The sequence below is a fragment of the Natronomonas halophila genome (assembly GCF_013391085.1).
Taxonomy (GTDB): domain Archaea; phylum Halobacteriota; class Halobacteria; order Halobacteriales; family Haloarculaceae; genus Natronomonas; species Natronomonas halophila.
This window is the reverse complement of sequence record NZ_CP058334.1, coordinates 1,680,172-1,702,772: the sequence shown is the minus strand read 5'-3', so window position 1 is coordinate 1,702,772 and position 22,601 is coordinate 1,680,172. Positions and strand designations below refer to the sequence as shown.

Annotated in this window: 24 protein-coding genes and 1 other RNA gene; 12 read left to right on the top strand and 13 right to left on the bottom strand. The window is 65.2% G+C overall.

The genetic code is table 11. The features are described 5' to 3' along the window. Positions 1-4: 4 nt before the first annotated feature. On the bottom strand, positions 5-1,063 hold the full coding sequence (locus HWV23_RS09235) for a DUF7261 family protein (protein ID WP_178290120.1): 1,059 nt from the start codon (positions 1,061-1,063) through the stop codon (positions 5-7). A 54-nt stretch (positions 1,064-1,117) separates the two neighbouring features. Beyond that, complete coding sequence (locus tag HWV23_RS09230; RefSeq protein WP_178290119.1) at positions 1,118-1,855, bottom strand: SDR family NAD(P)-dependent oxidoreductase; 738 nt, start codon at positions 1,853-1,855, stop codon at positions 1,118-1,120. A 93-nt stretch (positions 1,856-1,948) separates the two neighbouring features. On the opposite strand from HWV23_RS09230, the gene HWV23_RS09225 reads away from it, so the two are divergent. From HWV23_RS09225 to HWV23_RS09215, 3 genes are all read left to right on the top strand, one after another. Further along, positions 1,949-3,313 (top strand): LVIVD repeat-containing protein, encoded by a 1,365-nt coding sequence (locus HWV23_RS09225; RefSeq protein ID WP_178290118.1) that lies wholly within the window; start codon positions 1,949-1,951, stop codon positions 3,311-3,313. A gap of 63 nt (positions 3,314-3,376) precedes the next feature. Continuing rightward, positions 3,377-3,771: RNase P RNA component (rnpB, locus tag HWV23_RS09220), an RNA gene on the top strand. 80 nt (positions 3,772-3,851) lie between these two features. After that, a complete protein-coding gene (locus tag HWV23_RS09215; protein WP_178290117.1) occupies positions 3,852-4,862 on the top strand; it encodes a matrixin family metalloprotease in 1,011 nt (336 codons plus the stop codon). A gap of 12 nt (positions 4,863-4,874) precedes the next feature. Here the strand turns inward: HWV23_RS09215 and HWV23_RS09210 are convergent, their stop codons facing one another. The 4 genes from HWV23_RS09210 to HWV23_RS09195 all read right to left on the bottom strand — a co-directional run bounded on the left by HWV23_RS09210 (position 4,875) and on the right by HWV23_RS09195 (position 9,237). Further along, positions 4,875-5,240: a hypothetical protein gene (locus HWV23_RS09210; protein ID WP_178290116.1), complete on the bottom strand. Its 366-nt coding sequence runs from the start codon at positions 5,238-5,240 to the stop codon at positions 4,875-4,877. A gap of 308 nt (positions 5,241-5,548) precedes the next feature. Further along, a complete protein-coding gene (locus HWV23_RS09205; protein WP_178290115.1) occupies positions 5,549-6,661 on the bottom strand; it encodes an aminopeptidase in 1,113 nt (370 codons plus the stop codon). Positions 6,662-7,051: 390 nt separating this feature from the next. Further along, positions 7,052-8,800 carry a nitrite/sulfite reductase gene (locus HWV23_RS09200; RefSeq protein WP_178290114.1) on the bottom strand — a complete coding sequence of 583 codons (1,749 nt, stop codon included), beginning with the start codon at positions 8,798-8,800 and terminating at the stop codon, positions 7,052-7,054. A 92-nt stretch (positions 8,801-8,892) separates the two neighbouring features. Next, on the bottom strand, positions 8,893-9,237 hold the full coding sequence (locus HWV23_RS09195) for a DUF8134 family protein (RefSeq protein WP_178290113.1): 345 nt from the start codon (positions 9,235-9,237) through the stop codon (positions 8,893-8,895). 306 nt (positions 9,238-9,543) lie between these two features. Between HWV23_RS09195 and HWV23_RS17185 the strand changes: the two genes are divergently transcribed. From HWV23_RS17185 to HWV23_RS09185, 3 genes are all read left to right on the top strand, one after another. Further along, on the top strand, positions 9,544-9,672 hold the full coding sequence (locus tag HWV23_RS17185) for a hypothetical protein (protein ID WP_281362648.1): 129 nt from the start codon (positions 9,544-9,546) through the stop codon (positions 9,670-9,672). A 97-nt stretch (positions 9,673-9,769) separates the two neighbouring features. Then, positions 9,770-10,426: a DUF7119 family protein gene (locus HWV23_RS09190; RefSeq protein WP_178290112.1), complete on the top strand. Its 657-nt coding sequence runs from the start codon at positions 9,770-9,772 to the stop codon at positions 10,424-10,426. A 134-nt stretch (positions 10,427-10,560) separates the two neighbouring features. Further along, positions 10,561-11,208: an SWIM zinc finger family protein gene (locus HWV23_RS09185; RefSeq protein WP_178290111.1), complete on the top strand. Its 648-nt coding sequence runs from the start codon at positions 10,561-10,563 to the stop codon at positions 11,206-11,208. 33 nt (positions 11,209-11,241) lie between these two features. Here HWV23_RS09185 and HWV23_RS09180 read toward each other — a convergent pair whose 3' ends face one another. From HWV23_RS09180 to HWV23_RS09170, 3 genes are all read right to left on the bottom strand, one after another. Then, a complete protein-coding gene (locus HWV23_RS09180; protein WP_178290110.1) occupies positions 11,242-13,608 on the bottom strand; it encodes a DUF2298 domain-containing protein in 2,367 nt (788 codons plus the stop codon). Positions 13,609-13,680: 72 nt separating this feature from the next. After that, positions 13,681-14,196, bottom strand: a complete 516-nt coding sequence (gene hjc / locus HWV23_RS09175) for a Holliday junction resolvase Hjc (RefSeq protein WP_178290109.1) — start codon at positions 14,194-14,196, stop codon at positions 13,681-13,683. 54 nt (positions 14,197-14,250) lie between these two features. After that, positions 14,251-14,844 (bottom strand): riboflavin synthase, encoded by a 594-nt coding sequence (locus HWV23_RS09170; protein WP_178290108.1) that lies wholly within the window; start codon positions 14,842-14,844, stop codon positions 14,251-14,253. A gap of 88 nt (positions 14,845-14,932) precedes the next feature. Between HWV23_RS09170 and HWV23_RS09165 the strand changes: the two genes are divergently transcribed. Next, a complete protein-coding gene (locus HWV23_RS09165) occupies positions 14,933-15,202 on the top strand; it encodes a DUF7533 family protein (protein ID WP_178290107.1) in 270 nt (89 codons plus the stop codon). Next, positions 15,199-15,429 carry a DUF7533 family protein gene (locus HWV23_RS09160; RefSeq protein ID WP_178290106.1) on the top strand — a complete coding sequence of 77 codons (231 nt, stop codon included), beginning with the start codon at positions 15,199-15,201 and terminating at the stop codon, positions 15,427-15,429. Before HWV23_RS09165 ends, HWV23_RS09160 begins: the two co-directional genes overlap by 4 nt. A gap of 185 nt (positions 15,430-15,614) precedes the next feature. Here the strand turns inward: HWV23_RS09160 and HWV23_RS09155 are convergent, their stop codons facing one another. Beyond that, complete coding sequence (locus HWV23_RS09155) at positions 15,615-16,799, bottom strand: aspartate kinase (protein ID WP_178290105.1); 1,185 nt, start codon at positions 16,797-16,799, stop codon at positions 15,615-15,617. 198 nt (positions 16,800-16,997) lie between these two features. On the opposite strand from HWV23_RS09155, the gene HWV23_RS09150 reads away from it, so the two are divergent. Both HWV23_RS09150 and HWV23_RS09145 read left to right on the top strand, forming a co-directional pair. Then, entirely contained in the window at positions 16,998-17,390 is a 393-nt protein-coding gene (locus tag HWV23_RS09150; protein WP_178290104.1) for a hypothetical protein, read from the top strand. Between the two features lie 139 nt (positions 17,391-17,529). Then, entirely contained in the window at positions 17,530-17,871 is a 342-nt protein-coding gene (locus tag HWV23_RS09145) for an SHOCT domain-containing protein (protein WP_178290103.1), read from the top strand. Positions 17,872-17,898: 27 nt separating this feature from the next. Here the strand turns inward: HWV23_RS09145 and HWV23_RS09140 are convergent, their stop codons facing one another. After that, a complete protein-coding gene (locus HWV23_RS09140; protein WP_178290102.1) occupies positions 17,899-18,486 on the bottom strand; it encodes a DUF7474 family protein in 588 nt (195 codons plus the stop codon). Between the two features lie 693 nt (positions 18,487-19,179). Between HWV23_RS09140 and priL the strand changes: the two genes are divergently transcribed. Continuing rightward, positions 19,180-20,235: a DNA primase regulatory subunit PriL gene (gene priL, locus HWV23_RS09135; RefSeq protein ID WP_178290101.1), complete on the top strand. Its 1,056-nt coding sequence runs from the start codon at positions 19,180-19,182 to the stop codon at positions 20,233-20,235. Here the strand turns inward: priL and HWV23_RS09130 are convergent. Together HWV23_RS09130 and HWV23_RS09125 are read right to left on the bottom strand one after the other, a co-directional pair. Further along, complete coding sequence (locus HWV23_RS09130) at positions 20,232-20,429, bottom strand: DUF7472 family protein (RefSeq protein WP_178290100.1); 198 nt, start codon at positions 20,427-20,429, stop codon at positions 20,232-20,234. The genes priL and HWV23_RS09130 overlap by 4 nt on opposite strands. Positions 20,430-20,677: 248 nt before the next feature. Beyond that, positions 20,678-21,337 carry a metallophosphoesterase family protein gene (locus tag HWV23_RS09125; protein WP_178290099.1) on the bottom strand — a complete coding sequence of 220 codons (660 nt, stop codon included), beginning with the start codon at positions 21,335-21,337 and terminating at the stop codon, positions 20,678-20,680. A 171-nt stretch (positions 21,338-21,508) separates the two neighbouring features. Here HWV23_RS09125 and HWV23_RS09120 point away from each other — a divergent pair, with 171 nt between their 5' ends. Then, positions 21,509-22,582: a sensor histidine kinase gene (locus HWV23_RS09120; protein ID WP_178290098.1), complete on the top strand. Its 1,074-nt coding sequence runs from the start codon at positions 21,509-21,511 to the stop codon at positions 22,580-22,582. The last annotated feature ends 19 nt before the right edge of the window (positions 22,583-22,601 follow it).

Below are 22,601 nucleotides of genomic sequence, written 5' to 3'. Positions count from 1 at the left end.
GCGGCTATCCGACGTACGTCTCTATACCCGGATAGAGGCGCATGGTCCTGCTGTGGGTGATATCGGCGCGGGCGTAGTGGCTCTCGACGCGGGCGCTGTAGATGATATGGGTGGCGTAGGGGGACTGGTCCTCGGTGGCGTTGTGGAAGTGCTGGTCCTCGTAGTCAGTGGTGCCGATGGCGAGTTCATAGGTGCCGCCGCTACGTGATTCGGCGAGGGTTTCGTTATCGTCGGCGTTCTCGTATCGAATCGAAATTGGGCCTTCGAAGTGGTCCTGAAACGCCAGCCCCGAACAGGATTGTCCCGAAACCGTTCCGTTCGTGAAATCGAGGGTGACGTCTTCGTCGTCGCTACTCGTCACCGCCCGACAGCCATCCTCAAACGTGGTCAGGTCTTCGATAGTGTCCTCGCTCAGGAGTTCCGTTTCGTTGGCGCCGACGACTACCACGTCGCCCGTATCGTTCTCGTAGACGTAGACTTCCCACGTCACCTCGCTACCGCTTTGGTCCTCGCCAGTCATGTTCACCCGGAAAGCATTGTTCATCAGGATATCGATAGTGAGGTCACTGCCGGTATACAGGTATCGCGGCTGAACAGTCATCCGATAATCACGAAGATGAGGAACGCTTCCGGCAAGCAGCCAGTCACCCTGCCCGGAGTTCGACCCACCGGAGACGAAACTCTTCGAACTGTTGGTGTGTTTGAGGTGGGTGCCGTTGGTCCGGTCGGTCACCTGGAACCGATAGCTCGTCCCGCGCTTGGCGTACTCGTCGTTGGTGTCGTTGTTGAGGTCGCGAATGGCGTCGTCGAACGCTCGGTTGACCTTGGGGTTCGAGGAGTTATTATGCCGGTTGACGTGGTGGATGGCACGCTCGATTTCGGCTTCGCCCGTCCCGATGGCCGTGGTGACGCCGACGCTGTCGGTACTCTGGCGCGTCGAGAGGTTCTCCGTGTAAATCGCGGAGTTGAGAACTAGAGCCAGTCCGACCAGCACTACGGCGAGAACGAGCGCCGTAATGACGAGTAGTTGACCCCGCTCGCTCGCGGGGCGGTCACCGAGCATGTACGATAGATGGTTGAATATCGGGGCTTATGAATGTGTTCGCCGATTCACAATTCATACCGATTCGGGAAGCCATCCTCCGTCGATTTCGACGTTCTCGCCGCTGATGTATTCGGTCGATTCGTCGACGAAGAACAGCAGCGCCGCCACGAGGTCTTCGGGTTTGGCCCACCGGCCGCGGGGGGCCTCCTCGGGGAAGGCGTCGCTGGTCTCGACGACGTACGGCGATACTGCATTGACGGTGATGCCGTCGTCCTGTGTCTCGGCGGCGAGCATCCGCGTGAACATGAGCACGCCCGTCTTGGCGACGAAATAGGGGAAGTTGGTCGGCGAGACGGAGGCCCGTTCGGCCGATGCGTAGCCGACGTTGACGATGCGGCCCCATCCGGCATCGCGCATCGGTCCCAGCGCGCGCTTCGAACAGAGCATCGTCCCCGTCAGGTTCGTATCCATGACCATCTGCCAGGTGTCGAGGTCGATGTCCGCCCAGTGGTCGGGCGCGAACTCGCCGACGTTGTTGACGAGAATATCGACGCTGCCGAGTTCCGTTTCGATGGTCTCGAAACACGCATCGACGGAGTCGGGGGCGGTCACGTCCGCCTGCACGGTGACGGCGTTGACGCCGCGGTCGCGGGCCTCCTCGGCGGTGGCTTCGGCCTCGGCGTCGCTGCTGTGGTAGTGGACGGCCACGTCCGCGCCCGCGTCGGCCAACGCGAGCGCGAACGCACGGCCGACGCCTTTCGCGCTGCCGGTGACCAGGGCGACCCGTCCCGAACAGTCCGGTCGAATCATACGCCCGTCTCGGGGCGGTGCGGGCAAATAGCTGTCCCGCCCGACGACGCCGGGCCGGAAAGCATAGGCGCACCCACGCCCAATCTCGGGCGAATGCACCGTCGGTCGCTGCTGAAGACCTGCCTCGCCAGCGCCTCGAGTCTCGCGCTCGCCGGGGGCGCCGCCGCCCACGAGGGTCACGGCGGCGGCGATAGCGAGGCCGGCGGCGGCTTCGACCCGCTCGATAACCTCTCGCTGCCGGGGGCCAAGGAACTGGTCGTCGACGACGGCGTCGCCTACGTCGCCACCACCGACGGTTTCGCCACCGTCGACGTCTCGGACCCGACCGACCTCACCGTGCTCGCCGAACGCACCGACCTGCTCGCCGACCATCGCCAGGGCCCGCTGTCGGGTATCTACGACGGCAAGGTCGGCGGCGATTACTACGCCGTTGGCGGGCCGCCGAACACCCACTCGGGGACCACCTACGCCGCCGTCGTCTTCGATGTCTCCGACCCCGCTGACCCCCAGCACGTCCTGACATACGAGACCGACTTCTACCATCACAACCTCACCACCGACGGCGAGACGCTGTACCTCTGTGGCAACAACGGCGAGGGAAACCCGCTGGTCTGTGTCGACATCGAATCGGGCGAGGAGGTGGGCCGGTGGTCGATTCTCGACACGGACGACCGCTGGGCCGACGTCTACTGGAAGATGTACGAAATCCACGATGTGTGGGTCGAAAACGAGGTGGTCTACGTCTCCTACTGGGACGCCGGTACGTGGCTCATCGACGTGTCGGATCCGAGCGACCCGACGCCCATCGTCGGCCTCCGGGGACAGGACCCCGAATCGCGGGCGGGACTCAGCGATTCGGAGGCATTGGAACGCCGGCTCTATCTGCCCGGCAACGACCACTTCGCGATGCCACAGCGGGGCGTCGACAGCGACCTCGTCGCGCTCAACGAGGAGGCATGGGGCGAGGAAGCCGACGCCCCGACGAGCGACCTCGGCGGCGTGGAGTTGTGGAACGCCGCCGACGAGGAGCGACTGTCGCGCATCGAAGCGCCGCCGACGAGCGACGCACAGTTCCGCGGCGGCGTCTGGACGACGTCGCACAACTTCGAGTTCGTCGGCGACCGCCTCTACACATCGTGGTACCGCGGCGGCCTGAAGGTCCACGACGTCACGGACCCGACCGACCCCGAAGAACTGGCCCACTGGCGGGATTCGGAGACGACGAGTTTCTGGACGGCTCAGCGGGCCGGCGACGCCGTCATCGGGAGCAGTTGGCAGGACAACAGCCTCGAGACGCCCGCGGAGGGCGCCCGAATCTACGCCTTCCCGGACCCCGGTGGGCCGCTGGATACGACGCCGACGGGGACCGAGACGAGCGGGGACGGCGCCGGTCTCGGCGCGGCCGCAGGGCTGTGCGGCCTCGGACTGGCGGGGCTCTACCGGCGGCTTCGAAGGTGACCGTCCGGTCGGGTGGTCCTCCCCACCGAACCCCTTAAGCGGCCGACCCATCTACTTATCAGTGGAAGAGGATGCCCGGTCCCCGTGCCCGCACATGCGGGCATGAGGAAAGTCCCCCCACCGTCCGGGCAGGTGACCGGGCGCAAGCCCGGAGCGGGAGACCGCTGGCTCTGGAACAGAAACGAGACCGCCCACTCCGACCGATGAGACGCGTGGGCCGCCATCGGCGGCCTATGGCGCTTGCGGTTCCGCCGCAAGCGCGCGAACCGACCCGTAAGGGAAGGGAGCTAACCCGTCGAGGGATGACGTGGCCTCTCGAGGCCACGCTGACGAGTGGGAACGGATGGAACGGCGAATCCTCGCCGGTGCAAGCCCGTCGACTAAGGTAGCCCGGACACACAGACGGGTGCTCAGCCGAATGCCGGGTAGAAACAGAAGGGGGCTTACTATCCTCAGCCGATTTTACGCCACCAGCGCCGCGGCTCGGCGCCCCGAACCGGCGAAACCCTCTTTTTACCCACAGGCGATACCGCGGATAATGCACTGGCGGGTGGTTGCGGTCGCAACGGTTCTCCTGCTTTCGGGGTGTGTCGGGCCCCTGAACCCCGGCGGGATGGGTACCGGCGACGGCTACGACGGTGACCCGGACAACCCCTGGCGTGACGACGTGTTATCGGTCAGTTACGAGGCACCGGCGGACGCCGACCGCGACTACGAGTCGGCGGTCCACGGGGCGCTGGTCTTCTGGACCGAACACAGCCGGCAGTACGCCGGCTACGACGTGGGCTTTCGGCTGGCGGAGCCGAACGAAACCGCGGACATCCACGTCCGGTTCGAACCCGTGGTGACCGACTGTGGGAAATCCCGCGACGATGAGCACACCGCCGGCTGTGCGCCGGTTCTGACCGACACCCGACAGATAGACCGCCCCGTCGACGTTCGGGTCCGGACCGGTCTCTCGGCGGCATCGACCGAACAGGTGCTCGAACACGAACTCGGGCACACGCTGGGGCTGACCCACGACGCCGCCCCACAGGAAGTGATGCAGGCGCGGACCCGGCTGGCGACGGTGCCGAAGCCGAACGCGACCGAACGACCGCTCCCGTGGGAAGAGCCGGGGCTCGTCGTCTACATCGACCAGGGGAGCGTCCCCGATTCGGCGTGGGACGCCACCGAACGACAGGTCGGCGCCGCGCTGCACTACTACATGGACGGCGCCGGTGGGACGGTCCCGGAGAACGTGACCTTCTACCGGGCGGAGACTCCGGACAGCGCGGATATCACGATACGCTTCGCCGAGTCGGACCCTTGCCGGACCGGCGGCGGCTCCTGCGGGCGGACCACGGGACAGGACGTCGACGGGGACGGCACGCTCGAACGGTATACGAGTCTGGAAATCGTCCTCGTGGACGTCGATACCGACGCCGTCGCGTGGCACGTCGGCCGCTGGCTCGGGACCGGGTTCGGCCACACCGAACCGGGCGAGTTCCCCGAGCCGCTCAGGCCCTCGGCGAGTTACGAGGAACGGCGAAGCAACTGGTGGGACTGAGCGGGCGACTCGTTACTCATCGCTGGCGGTCGGGCAGGCCCGTTCGACCGATGCGTCGACGAACTCGGCGTAGGTGGCCGACAGTTGGCCGGCCGACAGCAGCGCCCGGTAGAAGCGGTCCTCGGCGCGCTTGCTGGCGTCTTCGATGGTGTCGAAGCCGTCGTCTATCGTGTCGTGGGCCCGCGGCGACCGGATACCGGTGGTCTCCTCGGCCGAACTGAGATTGAGCTGGGTCATCGCGCGGGCGGCGGCGATGGTCTCGTGGTGCATCGTCGACCCGGTCGACACCAACTCGAACGTCGCGGCGCTGATTTTCTTCTGTGCCTCGACGGCACTCGGCAGCGGGCAGAACCGCCCGCCGGATAGTAGGTGTAGCATGGTTGCATTCCGCGAGTGTCAAGCTGTCAGCAAGCCCATAATAACTTGGGCGGCGTTCAAAGTTGTCTCCGACCTCGCGCTGCTACCGACTAACAGGCCACCCGGTTTATTTATTATGGTGTCAGATGGGTTTCGATACCATCTATTACCAGAACATATCCAGTCGTAGTAGACTATCCCTCGAATCCGTCCTCGAATCGGAAGGTGCCATTCGAACTTTTTCTGCGTCGGGTTCGCTCGCTTCACTCGCTCACCCTCCTTGAAAAACTTCGATGAAAAAGCCGCACCTCGCTGCGCTCGGTGCGGTACTATCCCCCGAAACCGTCCTCGAATCGGAAGGTCCCGTTCCGCTGGACGACCTCACCGTCGACTTCCATGCGCGAGGCTTCGGACATGTCCGTAATCATGTCGACGTGGACGGCCGACTGGTTGCCCTCCTCGCCTTCCGGCATGTTGGCGTCGTAGGCGCGGCCGACAGCCATGTGGACGGTATCGCCCATCTTCTCGTCGAAGAGGATGTTGTCCGTAAAGCGGTCGATGCCGCGGTTCATCCCGATGCCCAACTCTCCCAACCGTCGGGCGCCCTCGTCGGTGTTCAGGATGGTCTCAAGTTCATCCTCGCCCGTCTCCGCCGAGAAGTCGACGACTTCGCCGTCCTCGAAGGTGAGGTGTGCGTTCCGCACGCGACGGGCGTTGATGGTCATCGGCACGTCGAAGAACACCTCGCCCTCGGTGGCGTAGGGCGCCGTGAAGACCTCACCCGACGGGAGGTTATGGGAGTCGTAGGCGACCGACGCCGCGGAGTTGACCGCGGTGCGACCCTCGATGGACATCGTGAGGTCCGTCTTCGGCTGGTCCTCCCGTTCCTTGACGATACGGACCTCTTCGCCCTCGTCGAGAATCTCCTTCATATGGGCCATCTTCTCGGCCAGCGACTCCCAGTCGCGCAGGACGGCGTCGTAGACGAAGTCCTGATACTCCTCGTAGGCCATGCTGGCCTGCTGTGCGAGCGCGCGGGTCGGGTGGACCGTCGACACCCAGTCGGTGTCCATTCGGGCCTCACGGACCTCTTCGCGGGCCTTCGAGTAGGCCTGCCGGACGTCGCTGTCGACGTCGGCCATCGCGGTGGTGTTCCGTCCGCCGCCGATTCGCAGCACCGAGTCGGCGTTCTCGTAGAGCGCGAGTTCGTGGGCGGGGTTCTCCTCGAAGTCCCCGTCGTGGCCCTGCAGGTAGGCCCGCGAGACCTCGGCAGAGCCGTAGGTCGTGACGACGTTCGCGCCGACCTCGCCGAGTTTCTCGGCGACCGCAACGCCGAGTTCGTGGGCGTCCTCGGCGACAGACAATACCACGTCGTCGCCTTCCTCGGTTCGCGCGCTCCACTCGACCAGTACCTCCGCGTGTTCGCGTACGCGCTCGTCCATTGCCCGCCCGTTCGCCGCGCGAGGATTTATAAGCCGGCATTCGAGACGAAACGCAGGGCGTCGTTATTCCAGACGAAGGAGGGGTCCCCTGACAGGGGTGGTGTTTCGGGTGGAACTCACAGAAATGGCCGAATAACTACTGCTGATAGATATTTAAACAGAGTATAAAGAAAGCATCCGCGAGCGCCCGCAGGGCGCGAGCGGTTCCACCGCGCCGAACGAAGTGAGGCGCGGGACCAAGGGCCGACCGGTTGCGAGACTCCGACCGAAGGAGGAGTCTCGGTATGCCGAACGGCGAACGAAGTGAGCCGTGAGGCGAGGGAGGCCCGCAGTGTCTTTTTCATCGAAGTTTTTGCCGGCGCGGCTTCGCCGCGCCGTGCAAAAAGTTCGTTAGTCGTCAGCCGGCGCCGGCGACGCGTCCATCTCGGTGTCCTCGGCGTAGGGGTACCACGTCATCTTCGTGTTGCCGAGGTAGGGGTCCTCGTAGGAGGTTTCCTCGGGTTCGGCGAGGCCGTTGAGGTACTCCTCCTCGTGGCGCTCGATGTAGTCGCGGAAGGATTCGCCCTCGTTGCTCTCTTCGTCGTAGATTTCGAGCAGGTTCTCGATGTAGCCGGGCACCTCGTCGGCGGCGACGCGCATCTCGATCCAGTCGGCGAAGCGGGGGTTCTCCCCGAGGCCGCCACCGAGGCCGATGTCGAAGGCCTCGACGGGTTCGCCGTCCTTGCGGGTCTTCATGCCACGCAGGGAGATGTCGGCGATCTGGGGCTGAGCGCAGGATGCGGTACAGCCGGACAGGTGGATGTGGAAGTCGTTGACGCCCTCGGGCAGTTCGACGTTGTTCTTGAGCCAGCGGGCGTAGCGGACCATCCGGTTTTTCGTCTCGACGATGGAGAGCGAACAGTACTCGGTGCCGGTACAGGCGATGGAGCCCCGCATGAACGGGTGGGGGTCCGGCGAGTAGGTCTCCAGCAGCGGCTCGTCGAGGAAGTCGTCGAGGTCCTCCTCGGCGATGTCGGAGACGATGAGGTTCTGTCGCTGGGTGATGCCGACGATATCGGAGCCGTACTCCTCGGCGAGGTCGGCGAGTTCGATGACGTCGTCGGCACCCATTCGGCCGACGAGGACGGAGAGGCCGACGAAGTAGTCGCCGTCGACCTGTTCGTGGACGCCGACGTAGTCGCCGATTTCGTCGTTGCGACCGGAGTTGTAGGTGTACTGCTCCCGGAGGTCCTCGCCCGCGGTGGGGAGTTCGAAGTCGACGTAGTCCTCCTGGAGGACGCGGCGGAGCTTGTCGGTACCCCACTCGTCGACGAGGAACTTGATGCGGGCGTTGAAGCGGTCCTCGCGGTCGCCGTGGTCGCGGAAGAGCGCGGAGATGCCGCCGGCGACGTCGGCGATGGTGTCCTCGGTGACGAAGACGTCGATGCTGCGGGCCATGCGGGGTTCCTTGCGGGAGAGGCCGCCGCCGACCTTCACGTTGAAGCCCTTGACTTCCTCGCCGTCGAGTTCCTTGGTGGCGGGCTCGAAGCCGAGGTCGTTGATTTCGGCCTGTCCGGAGCCGCGGGTGTCGCCGGTGACGGCGACCTTCCACTTCCGGGGGAGGTTGGAGTGGTCGTCGTTGCCCTTGAAAGTGTCATTGAGCTCCTTGATGACCGGCCACGCGTTGATGTGTTCCTTCGCGTCCTTGCCGGCCATCGGCGAGCCGACGATGTTCCGCCAGGAGTCACCGCAGGCCTGAATAGTAGAGAGATCGTGTTCTTCGAGTTTCTCGAAGATGTCCGGAATGTCCTGCAGTTGAATCCAGTGCAGTTGGATGGACTGCCGGGTCGTCCAGTCACAGTAGGCGCCGCCGAACTCCGGGTTTTCGACCGGCCCGGTGGCGTACTCGTTGGCGATTTCGCCGACGACCCGAAGCTGTTCGGGCGTCAGGCGACCGTTCGGCGTCCCGATACGCATCATGAAGTAGGATTCCTGGCCCTTCCGCTGGTGGTACAGACCCCACCATTTGAACCGCTCGAACCAGGCGTCGTGTTCGTCCTCGGGGATGGAACTCCATCCCTCTTCGGCGAACTCCATGAGGTGGTCCCGGATTTCCGCACCGTAGACCTCGTCTTTCCAGCCTTCGACCTTGCTCGGCATATCCACAGGCAATAGTCCTGCACATATACCATCCTCCATTCGGTCAAGCCTCCCCGCGTCTCACCTCTTCCGGAAAAAACGGCCGCTTTTTCTCAGGCGTCTTCGGGTTCGGCCAGCCGAGTCCGGCGCTCGGGGATGTGGACGCTCGATGGGTCGACGGAATAGAACTCGCCCTCGTCGGGGTCGACGACGCGGCCGAGCGTCAGCCAGTCGGTGACGCCGCTTTCGCCGCAGTTGATACATTGGCCGGCGATGCGGCCCTCGATGTTCGGGTGGTCGACGCTGATGGTGACAAACCCTTCCGCTAAAAAGTCGGCCATCTCGCAGTCGCAGAAATCGTGGCGTGCGAGCCACCAGAGGTCGCTGACGTTCACCTGCCGGCTATCGTTGACGCTGAGCCACGCGCCGTCGTCCAGCTGGTGTACCGAGGTGGGCATACCCGCTACCAGACGCTCCGCCGGGGTAAGGCCGTCGGCGTGGACAGCCGTTGCCGCTCGTCCGGAGATTCGGTGACGGTCGTTTCCGACCGAACCGCCCCACGTCGCCGTATTCCGTCGAGTCGGGCCGTCGGAGAAAGGGGAAAGAAGCTCCTGGAAGCGGGAGCACGGGTAGGGATTACGGAGGAAGGCGGCCTTATACGGATAAGACATCTACGGGGGAGTGATGACAGACCGTCAGCGGGCGGGCATCCGCCAGCACACGTCTGCGGACGTCGCCCCCGAGCTGTACGAGGAGGAGTTACGATGAGCCAGACACAGAACGAGCCGGAAGACGAAGAGATCGACACGAGCCACCTCGACGACGTCGAGGACGGATGCGGATGTACCGAAATCTGGGAGCATATGTCGGACGAGCGCGACGCCGACGAGTAGCGTGGCGTCTCGCCCCCGACCTCTTCTACTCGCGTCCTGACCGCGAAACCACACAGCGCCGAGACGTTTTTCACCTCGGTTACCGTATCGACGTTCAATGAGTCAAGGCCCGGGCGACGAGGAGCCGCCGACGGACCGCGAATCGCCGGTCGGCGAACCCGTCATTCGCGGTGACCCCCGCGTCGCCGGCGAGCGCGCGGTCCAGTTCGACCCCGACGACCCCGAGAGTCTCGCGGAGGCCGCCGACACCGTTCGGCGCTTCGCCTCGAACACCGTCGGCAGCGAGGACAACGTCTATATGCTGCGCGGCGCCGCCGCCTGTGCCGCCCTCGTTCGCGGCACCGGGTCGTACAAGGCCGCCGCCGAACGCGCCGACGGCGAGGCCACCGTCTCCTTCATCCGGAAGTGGGCGCGGGTCCACGACCTGCCGCGGTCCATCCGCCGCCACGTCGCGTTGGGTGAAATCGCGCCGACAGCGGCCAAACACGTCGCCCGCGTCTCGGGTGAGTCCCGCTTTTTGCTCGCGTGGGCGACCTTAGACCACGACCTCACCGTCCGCGAAGTCCGGTCTATCGCCTCCCGCGTCAACGAGGGTATGAGCGTCGAGGAAGCGCTGGAAGCCGAGGGCATCGACCTCGGACAGGTATCGCTGTCCCTGCCGCCCGAGACCTACCGAGAGCTTCGACGACACGCCGCGTTAGAGGACACCGACCCCGAGAACGTCGTCGCCGAGGCGCTCGACGAGTACCTCTAGAGCCTTTTTAAACTGCACTCGGCGGTGGCTAATTCTGACCTGAAATGGTTATTTTATAGCCCGTTTTTGCGCCGTTCACGACGTGAACCGTCGAACGACTCATAAGCGTCGAACACCTACGTTTCAACTGGAATATGACGCATCCAGTACACACATCCGCGTCATCGGACTCCGACGCTCGGCGGCCGCTGGCGCCCGATACCAGCCGTCTCGACGACCGCTCGGCCCGCGCGTGGACCGAATCGATGGCCGTCCGCTCCCTCGGGGCCGGCCGATACGCGGTCGAAAGCCAGTCCGGCGCGACCTACATGGTGAATCTCTCGCGGAGCGACTGCACTTGCCCGGACCACGAAATCCGCGGCGAGCGCTGCAAACACCTCCGGCGCGTCGCCATCGAGGTGACGGAGGGGCGGGTCCCGCCGCCCGGCAAGAAGCGCGCGGATTGTGCCGGTTGTGGCCGCGAGTCGTTCGTTCCCGAGAACGGCCCCGAACTCTGTGGGGACTGCTGGCTCGAACGCGGCGACCTCGCGACCGACAAGGAAACCGGCGACACCGTCGTCGTCTACCGACTAACCGAGGAACTGGCCCACGAGCGCTATATCGAGGCCGCCGACTCGACGGTCGCCGACTACCCGAAAAACGAGGGCTACCCGAGCGACGACCCCGTCGTCGAGGTGGTTTACCCCTTTTCCGACGACGCCGACGCGAACCTCGACGAACGCCCGCGCTATGCCTTCCCCTACTCACGGCTGGCGGTCCGCGACCAGATGCTCATCGAGTAGACAGAACGCCGAAATCAGCTGTTTTGCGGCCCGCTACAGTTCCGAGTGGTCGACTTCGTATATCGTCACCTCGCCGCCCTCGAAGGCGACGCTGAACGCCTCGCGGTCGAACGAACGCAACTCCGAGCCGTAGCGCTCGCGTTCGTTCGGGCCGACGTAGACGTAGGTGACGTCGTAGCGTTCGAGGTGTTCAGCCGCCGTGGCCCACTCGCCGGTATAAACCTCGTCAACGTGGTCGACGCGGCGCTCGTAAGCCTCGGGACTGCGGTATTCCTCCTCGTGGTCCCACCCGATGACACCCGGCAGCCCCGAGAAAGTGGCGGCTGGACTGGTCCAGTCGTAGGAACCGCCGGGCGCCTCGACGATGGTCGGCCGACCCGGGCGGTCCTTGAGCCACCGCAGGGCCTCGTACTCCTCGTGGTGGAACCGGTCTGCGGCCTGATAGCCGTCTATGGAGGGGTTGTAGCGGTTCTCGTCGATTTCCGAGCCGATTTCGGTCGCGAACATCATCGTCGGAAACACCGCGCTGGCGAGAAGCACCACGACGATGAAGACGGCGGGCGCCAGTGACCGGAGCCGTGCCGTATCGACACCGTTGGACGGGGAAACGGCCGCATCTCCGCTCGAACCGAAGGCCCCGGACTCGCTCAAGCGCTCGTAACTGCGGGCGAGGAGGACGGCCATCCCCGCGCCGGCCCCGGCCGCACCGAGGGTCCAGCCCTGAACGGCCACCTTCAGCGACGTGTTCCAGCGGGGGTTATCGATGAGCGGGAGTTTGGCGTGGACGAGTTCGAACGAGAGCAGCAGGCCCGCACCGGCGACGAGCAACACGAGCGCGAAGTCCCCCCGGCCGGAGCGGACCAGCAGCCAGCCGCCGAGGATGAGGGGGCCGAGAACCGCCAGCACGGCGAAATCGAGCGCGACGATAATCGCGGCCATCGCGGCGACGAGTGCCAGCCCACCGGCAGCGAGTCGGGGCGTCGAGACGCCCTCGATGGCCGGCCACCCGCGCGCGGCGACGTAGAGTGCGAAGGCGGCCACCAGTCCGGCATAGATGACGAGGAACGGCCCGAGCGGGCTTCGTGGGGGGAAGAATCCGATGCCGTTGTTCGTCGGCACCTGCCCGAACACGAGGAACGGGGAGGCGACGACGACGCCGATTGCGAGGACGACGACGCCGGCGAGCGTGGCCAGAACCAGCCGCCAGAGTTCGCGGGCGAGCCACGCGAGGCGGTCCTCCGGCGAGGCAGGCGAGAACTGGAGGCGCTCGGAGAGCGGCTCCGGAAGCAGTGTGGCCGGATGTGCATCGGCCGCGCCGACCGCGAGCACGGTGAGGCCGGCCGCCGTCGGGAGCGACCACGTGTTCATGAAGCCGAACAGGCCGGCGACGGCACCGAGGCCGCCGAAAACGAGCGCGCGGCGACGGGTGCGTTCGCCCTCGGGCGTCGCGTAGTAGGCGAGCGCGAGCGCACCGGCGAAGAGGACGTAGCCGTTGGCGAAGGTGTGGCCGTGGAGGTCGGCCTTGACGAAGGAGTAGAGCGGCACTTCCTGAATCGTCCCGGGGACGACATAGCGGGTGTACCACCAGCCCCAGTCGAGGGGATTCGACAGGTCGGTCACCGTCTGTGCGAGGTCGCCGCCGTTGAATCGGGTCGCGACGAAGCCGAACGCGGCCGGTTTGATGGGGTCGGCCAGCGCGTCCGGCAGGTACGGCGTCGCGAGGCGGATTGCCGTCGTCGTCGGGCCGGCCAAGGCGACGAAGAAGGCGCCGAAGACGCCGCCGAGTCGATACGAGCGGTCCTGTCGATGGGCGATGGCGCCGGCGACGCCGTAGGCGACGACGAACAACAGGCCGTAGAAGGCAGCGATGCCGAGGTTGAAGCCGTAGCGGAGCGGCGTGCCGGTGAGCATCGAGAGGCTGGCGACCTGCAGTTGGGTTCCGTAGTAGTATTTGAGGCGCTTGCCGGCGAACCACATGTCCTCCGGCGGCAGCGTGTTCGCGCGTTCGAGCGCGTTGACGATGCCGAAATGGAGGAACTGCTCGCCGCCGGCCGCCGTGATGCCCGGGTCGGCCGCACGGAAGGCGACCAGTACGAGAAAGCCGGCACAGAAGACGCCGTACATCGCGGCGACCGACCGCCACTCGGGGGCGGCACCGAGACGCATCGCGGCTATCGCGCCGCCGACGAGGACGCCCAGACCGATGACGAGCGTGTGGAGGCCGAAGGTGAGTTGACCGACCCAGAAGACGGTGATGGTAAACGGGACGAGCGCCGTAGGGAGGGCGAACGCGGCGCCCTTTCGGGGGAGGGCCCGAAAGAAGAGGGCGGCGATGGGTGCGCCGAGCACCGTGAGCACCGCGGGCGCGAGGAGGTACACGAGGACGGTAAGCCACTCCATGTCTTCCAGAACACACCTGTTTTCGGCAAGTGCTTTTCGGAACCGACGACGAGAGCGCCGCGAGCGGCCGCCTTATAACATCTCGGCGGCCTCGTCGACCGAGAGGTCGCCGCGCTGGAGCGCTTCGAGGACGTCCCGGTCGGGGCCGGCGTCGGATTCGACGGCAACTTCGTCAAGCGTGACCTTCTCGGAGTCGCCGACGAACTCCGCGAAATCGGTGCCCTCCGCGAGGGCGGTTTCCTTCTTGACGCGGTAGTTGCCGCCGTCGGTCGTATAGAGGTCGCCGGGATGGAAGAAATACCAGTCCTCGCGGTCGAAGCGGGCCGCGACGCGGGGTTTGGCGCCGAAATTCTGCGAGAAGTAGACCAGCGCCTCGATTTCCTCGCCGGTCAGATAGATGGGGTCGCCGCTGGAGGATTTCGCCTCGATAGCGTAGAAGGTCTCGCCGTCGCCGGCCAGCACGTCCGGGAGTTCGCGCTCGGTGGCGCTGCCGGAAGCGGGCGCGCGCATGACCGCGAAACCGGCCTCGTCGAGTTTGTTGACGAGTTCGCGCTCGCGGCGGTCCCCCTTCGCGTTCGAGTTCGACATTGGCGGACACTCGGGGAGGGGCGGCCTTAAATGGGCCGACGGCGCGCGGGTAGGCTACTGGACGTAGCCCTCGGTGAGGCTCTCGACGTATTTCGCGACCACGTCGACTTCGAGGTGGACGGGGTCGCCCAATTCCTTGTCGGCAAGCGTCGTCAACTCGTAGGTCGCTGGAATGATGGCGACGGCGAAGTCGTCATCGCCCAAATCGGCGACGGTCAGCGAGATGCCGTCGACCGCAATCGAGCCCTTCTCGACGACGTACCGCTGGAGGTCCTCGGGCAGCGAGAAGGCGAACGACCAGTCGTCCCCCAGTTTCTCGATTTCGGTCACTTCGCCGACGCCGTCGACGTGGCCCTGCACGAAGTGGCCGTCGAAGCGGCCGTCGGCGGGCAGCGCGCGTTCGAGGTTGACGACGTCGCCGACCTCGATTTCATCGAGATACGTCCGTTCCAGCGTCTCCTCGGAGCAGAACAGTTCGAAGCTCTCCGAATCCCAGTCCTCAACCGTCAGGCACGCGCCACTGACCGCGATGGACTGGCCGTGTTCGAGTTCGTCACAGAACGACGCGGCGACGCGGAGTCGGCGGCCTTCGGGGCCGTCATCGACGGCGACGATTTCGCCGGTCTCCTCGACGATGCCGGTGAACATACCCGGCGTAGGACCGCCCCCGCCGAAAGGCTGTCGTCACGCGTCTGGAACGGCGGGCTTTTGGGCGGCAACGGCCTACAGACGACAAATGGGTATCATCGACACCATCTCGCTCGCCGGGACGCTCGTTCTCGCGTTGCCCATCGGGATGCTCGGCGTCGAGTTCCTCGTCGGGGGGCGGACGGCCATGGGTGTCGGGTTCATCGCTGTCGCCGCGGCGCTGGTCATCGGCCAGCACTACATCAGCGTCTTCGATATCAAGGAGCGCGTTCTGGGGACGGCCGTCGACACCGTCGTCATCGACGAGGACGAGGTGCCGTCCGACGACGATGACGCCCCCGAGGGGTACCAGAAGTGACGCTGGGAATCATCCGCTCGCTGCAACTCATCGGGACGCTGGTCGTCGCCGGTCCCATCGCGATGGTCGGCGTGTTCAACCTGCTCGACGGCCTCTATCCGCAGGCCGTGTTCTTCCTCCTCGCGTCCATCGGCCTCGTCATCGTCAGCGAGTACATCTACACGCGGCTGACGGACAAGACGGTGGGTCGGGTCAAGCGGCTGAAGAACATTCGCGGCGGGGAGTAGTCGCGCGACGCGAGATTAATTTAAATATAGTCGCCAGCATCCGCGCTCGCTTCGCTCGCGCGGTTCGCCGCGCCGACCGCAGGGAGGCGCGGGACCAAGGGCCGACTGCAGGGAGGCCCGCAGTGTCTTTTTCATCGAAGTTTTTGCCGGGTCGGCGAAGCCGACCCGTGGAAAAAGTTCGTGGTTTAGACGGCGTTTTGGATTTGTTTGAGCGCGGCTTCGCGGTCGTCCCAGTCGATGAAGACGGAGACGGAGGTGGCGCTGGTGATGAGGTCCTGAATCGTGATGTGTTCCTCGCTGAGAGCGACGATGATGTCTTCGAGGATACCCGACTGGGTGGGGAGTTCGCCGCCGGTGATTCGGATGACGGCGACGTTGTCGTCGACGGTGACGCTGGAGAGTTCCTCGACGTCGATGACGGCCTGATGGAGGACGTTCTCGGCGCGTTCGGCGACTTCGGCGTCGACGTAGAAGGTGACCGAATCCATGCCGCTGGAGACGGCGTCGATGTTGAGGTCCGAATCCGCCATGGCGTCCGAGAGGTCCGAGAGGATGCCCGGGGTGTTGCGGATGGCGCGGCCGGCGACGGTGAGGCAGGCCAGCGGTTCCTCCCGGAGGTCGATGAGGTTCTCGAACTGGCCCTCGATGGAGGTGCCACCCGAGAGGAGGTCGCCGTGCTGGTAGTGGACGACGCGAACGCTCATCTTGCCGGTCTTATACGAGAGGGCGGAGGGGGCGACGACTTCGGCACCGCGGAAGGAGAGGTTACGGAGTTCGTCGACGGTGATTTCGCCGACGTTGCGTGCGCCCTCGACGACACGGGGGTCGCCGGTCATGACGCCTTCGACGTCGGTGACGATGACGACCTCGTCGGCGTTCATGTAGTTGCCCATCATGACGGCGGTGGTGTCGGAGCCGCCGCGGCCGAGCGTGGTGACGTTGCCGGCGTGGTCCTGTGCGAGGAAGCCGGTGATGACGGGGACGTAGCCTTCGGCGGCCATGTCGGCCGCGAGCTTCTTCGCGCGGCGCTGGGTCTCCTCGACGTCGACCTCGCCGTGTTCGTCGGTGATGACCGGCCATTCGTCGGTGCCGGGTTCGAGGAACTTGGCGTCGATGCCGCGGGCGCCGAGGGCGGCTTTCAGCATCCGGACGGAGGTGCGTTCGCCCATCGAGACGATTTCGGCCTCGTCGGATTCGTCGGCCTCGAAGGTGATGGCGTCGAGCAGGAAGTCGGTGGTCGACCCCATCGCCGAGGCGACGACGGCGACTTCGTGGCCCTCGTTGACGGCGGCGGCGATGGAGTCGGCAGCACGGTTGACCCGGTCGCCGTTGCCGAGGCTGGTGCCGCCGAACTTGGCGACTACGCGCATGCAATCACCTGCGGTACGGTGTGGTGGCTCATACCCGTCGGGTAACTGGTCCCGGGAGATAACCCTGTCCATCTATGGGAAGCTTGCCACACCGCCGTCTCCGGCGATTTTTGCGCCGAGGCGGGCCGGGGGTCGTGGCCAGCGAGACGCCTCTGCCTGACGGGAACATTAATCCGTGAGAAAATGGTACCGCATAGCATGGAGATACGGGACGCCGTCGAGGCCGACGCCGAGCGACTGGCGACCCTGACCGGCGCACCGACCGACGTGATGCGGAACCTCGTCCACGACCGGACGGTTCGGGTCGCGGAGGAAGACGGGGCGGTGCAGGGCTTCGTCAGTTTCGACGCTCAGGGGCGGACCGTCCACGTCACCCAACTGGAAGGCGAAACCCCCGCCATCCACCGGCGCCTGCTGGAGGAGCCGACCCGCTTTGCGGACCGCGAGGGGATGGACGTCGAACTCCTGGTACCGGAACACGACGAGGAGACGCGGACGGCCGTCGAGGAGACGGAGTTCGACGAGCACGGGCCGGGACCGCGCTTCGACGGCACGCACACGACGCGATACCGCTGGAAGCCGAATCGGTAACGACAGACCGGGCGACCATCTGAAGATTCGTTCTCGGGGTAGATAGCCCGGATTCGCCTTCGAATTGCAAGCGTAGGGCAGTATTTACGATGGATTCAGAGGGAAAACGGGCATGAATACGGCCCCCGTAGTGTTAGGTATGAGTAACGATGACCGACTGCTGCGGCTCGTCCTCATCATCGGCGCAGCCCTGCTGCTGCTGCCGGTCCTGATGATGCTAGTCATGATGCCGACCATCGGCGGGATGCACACCGGGATGTGGGACGGCGGGATGATGGGCACCGGCGGCTGGTGGCTGGTGTCGAGTCTCCTGCCGCTCGTCGTCATCGCGGTGCTGGCCTACGCCGGCTACCGGGCTCTCGCCGACGGGGACGAAGCCGACCGAGCCATCGAGGAACTCCGGCAGGCCTACGCTCGCGGCGAGTTGACCGACGAGGAATACGAGACGCGGATGCAGCGACTGAAAGAAGACCAGAACTAAGCGACAGCCGCAGACTGCCGGACTCGTCTACAGATGGCGGTCGATGACCGCCTTCGCGGCCTGGGCCTTCTCCTTCCAGCCGTAGCCCTGCTCGTAGACGTGCTTCTTCGAGTCGACCAGTTCCTCGGGTGAGGCCTCCTCGAAGCCGCCGCGGTCCCACGTCCCCGACTCGTGGAGCCAGTCGACGGTGTTCTCGCGGGCCTCTTCCCACGAGAGGCCGACCATCTCGTAGAAGGCGATTATGGCGAAAACGGAGTTGTCGTGCGCGCCCGGCACGCTGCCCTTCTCATAAATCGTCTTCAGCGGCTCGAACGTGGGCTTGGAGACGCGCTCCTTGTATTCCTCTGGCGGCAGCAACTGGAGTTCGCCGTCCTCGTCGACGACCCGCTGGTCGCTTTCGAGACGGGAGAGGACCGCCCCGTGGAGGCCGCTCCAGCGGTCCGGGACGTCCTCTCGGAGGGCGTCCTCGTCGTCGTAGTTGCGGGCGGACAGCGGGCTCAGGATGTCGGTGTAGGCCTTCTCGATGTGGGTCCGGTCGGTGCCCTCGAACTCACACCCAGGGTCGTGGAGGTTGCTGGTCGTCCGACAGCCCGGACAGCGATACCTGAGACGCACGGATGTTGGGTTGCTGGATGGGCGCGAGTATAGGCGTGTCGACTCTCCTGTTTTGAAAACCGCTACTCAAACGGAACCGCGACCTCCGAAGCCCTCGGGCGGCTACGGTCGCGCGACCCACTCTGCGCGCCTCGCTCACTTCGTTCGCTTCGGTGCTTTAGGGGTCGTGCTTCCCGTACCCGCCCTCGCCCTTCGATTCCACCAGGAGAGCAAGCTCTCCTGAGCCCTCGTTCGCTCCCTTCGGTCGCTCACGAGGACGCCAGGGAACCGCACCGTGCCTGCCCTTCCCCGGGTCGCGAGGGGTCGCCGGGGGCAACCCCTCGCTCCCGGCCAGGTGATTCTTATAAATGGCGCGCGCTGGCCGACCGCCGCAAACATCTCGTGAGCGGCGGTCAGGCCAGCCAGCGCGCGAGGGACGACCGAGCGAAGCGAGGGAGTCGGTTGGGGAGGCGTGTGGTGCGGTTGCGGTACTGCCTGGTGGAATGAAAGGGCGAGGCCCAGTGGCGTTTATATAGTCCCTGAGCGGCCCCTATCCGACCGAAGGGAGGATATGCCGCTCAGGGACCGCCAGCGGGCCGAGGGCTTTCCGGTCGTTTGTGGTCAGGAAGTCGCTAAGCACGATTTATAAATCATCAGAAAAGTCAGAAACTCAGGGTCGGTGCGTTTATCGGCACCGCCCGGATACCGGTGGGTATGGAGCGGCTCCACGCTCGCTATCCCTTCCTCGACGCCTCTCGCGATGCGGTCGAAGCCGCGGACGTCGACCTCGCCGCGCTCGTCCAGCGTGGCGGGCCGGCCGTCGAACGCGGCCAAGAGCGCGTCCAGCGCGCGCTTTTAGAGGGGACCACCGAAGCCGAGGAGTCGCAACTCTGGAGCGACCGCGCGGAACTGCTCTCCTACCCGGTCGCTCGCGTGCTCGTTTCGCTTTTGGACGTGCCGGGCGCCACGGAGAAGTACGCCGCCGCCGAGGCCGCCACCGCCCGCGAGCGGTTCGTCGAGGATTTCGAGGCCGATATCGAACTCAAAAGCACCGCCGAAAGCCGGCTCACGTTGGAGCGCCTGCTCGCGGATTTCGGCCTCTCGGGACGCGTCGAACCGACCGGAAACGGCCGATTCAGCGTCGAGGTGACTGCCTACCTCGAACTCGCCGGCGACCTCGACGACGAGCGCTGGCGACTCGTCGGTCGTCCGCTCGATGACGGCCGCGTGCCCGTCGCCCGCGCGGAACTGTACACCCTGCTTCGGGAGGCGATTCACCACCGCGTTGCGGAGGGCCTACCCCTCGCGGTACCGGAGCCCATCGCCGACCCGCTCGACGACGAACTCACGGCGATTCGACAGGACATCTCGGACCTCGACCCGCCGATGGCCTTCGACGCGGTCGTTCCGGGCCTCTTTCCGCCCTGCATGCGCGACCTGCTGACCCGCATCCGCGAGGGCGAGGCGCTGCCGGACCACTCCCGGTTCGCGCTCGTGTCGTTCCTCGTCAGTACCGGCCTCGACGGCGAGGAAATCGTCGAATTGTGTGACGTCTCAGGAACGCCCGCCGAACGGGTTCAGGCCCAAGTCGAACGCCTCGACGACGAGGACGGCAGTGCTCTGGCGCCGCCGTCGTGTGCCGTGATGGACGAGTACGGCGACTGCGTCGACAAGGACGACACCTGCGAGACGATTCAGCATCCGCTTTCCTATTACGAAAAACGGCTCCAGCAGGCGCCCGACAATCGGGTCACCGACTGGCGCGCCTAGTAGCGTCGCGAGAGTCCGAGGCCGACGACGGACATGAAGACGATGAAGAAACCGATAGCCGCGACGAGGGCGATGCCGCCGTTCGCGGTGAGCCCATCGCTCGTGTAGGCGGTCCCGATCCACATGATGACGCCCGCGAGCAACGCGACGCCCGCGAACGCGACGACGGCTTCGACGGCCGCATCCCGGTCCATACTCGGTTTTGCGGTGCTATCGGGCAAAAGGGCTTCGAACCGAACTTTTTGCACGGCGCGCTTCGCGCGCCGGCAAAAACTTCGATGAAAAAGACACGGCGGCCCTCCCTGCGGTCGGGCCTTGGTCCCGCGCTCGCTTCGCTCGCGCGGTGAAACGCCTCGTGGTTCGAAAGACGCTCTCGGCGTCTTTCGTCATCACGAGAGAGCTTTGCTCTCTCGAACGACTACGCTCGGCGTATGCTCTTTCTCTACCGCCCTTTCCGCAACCGCTTGCCCGTGTCCTCGGGTAATCCGGCATCCTCGATGGCTTCGATGACCGCCTCGATGTCGTACGCCACCCGGTACTCCTCGACGGCCAACTCGTCGAGGTCGACGATGGCATAGGCGGCTTTGGGGTCGCTGTCCCGCGGCTGGCCGACGCTGCCCGGATTCATGACGACGCCGTCGTCGTAGACTTCGTAGTGCTGAACGTGCGTGTGGCCCATCACGAGCACGTCCTCGTCGTCGAGCAGGTCCTCGGAGAACAGCCCCGGATGGGTGTAGCGGTTCGGGTCGTCGGGATGGCCGTGGACGATTTTCATCCGACCGTCGAAACAGGTTCGCTCCTCGGGCAGCGAGCGAAGCCACGCCATCTGGTCATCGTCGAGTTCGTCGATGGCGTGATGGACCCCCGCGTCGGCCATCCGGTTGCCGGGATAGCCCGTCCCCGTCACGACCGAGCGGTCGTGGTTCCCCATTATCGTCGGCACGTCGCGCTCGCGCATCGCGTCGACGCAGTCGCCCGGCCACGGGTTGTACCCCACCACGTCCCCCGCACAGACCAGCGCGTCCACCTCGGGCATATCGTCGAGGACCGCATCGAGCGCGACCCGGTTCGCGTGAATATCAGAGATAACCCCGACTTGCATCACCCGACGGTTCGGCCCGCGTCGGGATAAATATCCGCCGCCGGCATCCGACCGGATGGCTGTTCGTCTGAATATAGATTAAATTTCTAGAGGAATATACACAGTGTTCTTTTTCAGTATGCAGGATTAACCGACCAAACAGACACAGAAAACAGACTTAGGAAGACAATAATGCATATTAACGAACACGATACTGAGACGGAGTTGTTCCCGGTCGACGAACCCGAAGGGTTGCGCCATCTCCTCGGCCACATACAGGACGCCGTCGTCGCCTTCGAACTCGTCGACGACGAACCGGTTATCAGGAGCGTCAACGAGTCGTTCGTCGAGTTGTTCGGCTACGAGCGCGCCGAGGTGGTGGATACGCCGCTCAACGACCACATCGTCCCCGAGTGGCTCACCGACGAGGCCGACACGCTCGACTCGCGGACCGCCTCGGGCGAAATCAACTATCGGCGGGTCCAGCGCCGGACCGCCGACGGCCTCCGTGAGTTCCTCTATCGCGGGATTCCCTACACCTCGGAGTCATCCGGAATCGACGGCTTCGCCGTCTACACCGACCTGACCGAAATCAACCGGAAGGAACGCCAACTGCAGGTCGTCACGCGCGTCCTGCGGCACACCCTGCGGACGGAGGCCAACATCATCGAAGGCAACTCGGCGCAGTTGCTGGAGGTACTCGACGGCGACAACGAGGACGCCGTCCGGACGGCGACGGTCATCAACCGGCGCGCCGAGCGATTGCTCGGTCTGGCGGGCGATGCGGCACAGATAGACGATGTACTGCAGTCGCCGGATTCCGACGCCGCGCCGCTGGATTGCGTGCCGCTGGTCCGGGCCACGGTCGAACAACTCCGCAACGCGCATCCGAACGCGACGGTCGACCTCGATATCCCGGATTCGATGACCGTTTCGGCGATTCCGCGCCTCCAACTCGCCATCGAGAACGTCGTCGAGAACGCCATCGAGCACAACCCCGACGACGAACCGACCGTCCGGGTCCGCATCGAGAGCATCGAGAACGGCGGATGGGCGGATATCATCGTCGACGACGACGCGCCGCGCATCCCGCCGATGGAGCGCAACGTCGTCACCGGCGACGCGGATATCACGCCGAAACACCACGGCAGCGGCCTCGGCCTCTGGCTCGTCAAATGGATCGTCGACCGCTCCGGCGGCGAACTCGCCTTCGAGGACAGCGATTTGGGCGGCAACAGCGTCCGCATCCGCCTCCAACAGGAATAGCCCTCGACGGCCGACAGCC

Excerpts from the sequence above, each read along its gene's own strand:
- HWV23_RS09235 (WP_178290120.1), bottom strand. The coding sequence starts at position 1,063 with ATGCTCGGTGACCGCCCCGCGAGCGAGCGGGGTCAACTACTCGTCATT.
- HWV23_RS09230 (WP_178290119.1), bottom strand. The coding sequence starts at position 1,855 with ATGATTCGACCGGACTGTTCGGGACGGGTCGCCCTGGTCACCGGCAGC.
- HWV23_RS09225 (WP_178290118.1), top strand. The coding sequence starts at position 1,949 with ATGCACCGTCGGTCGCTGCTGAAGACCTGCCTCGCCAGCGCCTCGAGT.
- HWV23_RS09215 (WP_178290117.1), top strand. The coding sequence starts at position 3,852 with ATGCACTGGCGGGTGGTTGCGGTCGCAACGGTTCTCCTGCTTTCGGGG.
- HWV23_RS09210 (WP_178290116.1), bottom strand. The coding sequence starts at position 5,240 with ATGCTACACCTACTATCCGGCGGGCGGTTCTGCCCGCTGCCGAGTGCC.
- HWV23_RS09205 (WP_178290115.1), bottom strand. The coding sequence starts at position 6,661 with ATGGACGAGCGCGTACGCGAACACGCGGAGGTACTGGTCGAGTGGAGC.
- HWV23_RS09200 (WP_178290114.1), bottom strand. The coding sequence starts at position 8,800 with ATGCCGAGCAAGGTCGAAGGCTGGAAAGACGAGGTCTACGGTGCGGAA.
- HWV23_RS09195 (WP_178290113.1), bottom strand. The coding sequence starts at position 9,237 with ATGCCCACCTCGGTACACCAGCTGGACGACGGCGCGTGGCTCAGCGTC.
- HWV23_RS17185 (WP_281362648.1), top strand. The coding sequence starts at position 9,544 with ATGAGCCAGACACAGAACGAGCCGGAAGACGAAGAGATCGACACGAGC.
- HWV23_RS09190 (WP_178290112.1), top strand. The coding sequence starts at position 9,770 with ATGAGTCAAGGCCCGGGCGACGAGGAGCCGCCGACGGACCGCGAATCG.
- HWV23_RS09185 (WP_178290111.1), top strand. The coding sequence starts at position 10,561 with ATGACGCATCCAGTACACACATCCGCGTCATCGGACTCCGACGCTCGG.
- HWV23_RS09180 (WP_178290110.1), bottom strand. The coding sequence starts at position 13,608 with ATGGAGTGGCTTACCGTCCTCGTGTACCTCCTCGCGCCCGCGGTGCTC.
- hjc (WP_178290109.1), bottom strand. The coding sequence starts at position 14,196 with ATGTCGAACTCGAACGCGAAGGGGGACCGCCGCGAGCGCGAACTCGTC.
- HWV23_RS09170 (WP_178290108.1), bottom strand. The coding sequence starts at position 14,844 with ATGTTCACCGGCATCGTCGAGGAGACCGGCGAAATCGTCGCCGTCGAT.
- HWV23_RS09165 (WP_178290107.1), top strand. The coding sequence starts at position 14,933 with ATGGGTATCATCGACACCATCTCGCTCGCCGGGACGCTCGTTCTCGCG.
- HWV23_RS09155 (WP_178290105.1), bottom strand. The coding sequence starts at position 16,799 with ATGCGCGTAGTCGCCAAGTTCGGCGGCACCAGCCTCGGCAACGGCGAC.
- HWV23_RS09150 (WP_178290104.1), top strand. The coding sequence starts at position 16,998 with ATGGAGATACGGGACGCCGTCGAGGCCGACGCCGAGCGACTGGCGACC.
- HWV23_RS09145 (WP_178290103.1), top strand. The coding sequence starts at position 17,530 with ATGAGTAACGATGACCGACTGCTGCGGCTCGTCCTCATCATCGGCGCA.
- priL (WP_178290101.1), top strand. The coding sequence starts at position 19,180 with ATGGAGCGGCTCCACGCTCGCTATCCCTTCCTCGACGCCTCTCGCGAT.
- HWV23_RS09130 (WP_178290100.1), bottom strand. The coding sequence starts at position 20,429 with ATGGACCGGGATGCGGCCGTCGAAGCCGTCGTCGCGTTCGCGGGCGTC.
- HWV23_RS09125 (WP_178290099.1), bottom strand. The coding sequence starts at position 21,337 with ATGCAAGTCGGGGTTATCTCTGATATTCACGCGAACCGGGTCGCGCTC.
- HWV23_RS09120 (WP_178290098.1), top strand. The coding sequence starts at position 21,509 with ATGCATATTAACGAACACGATACTGAGACGGAGTTGTTCCCGGTCGAC.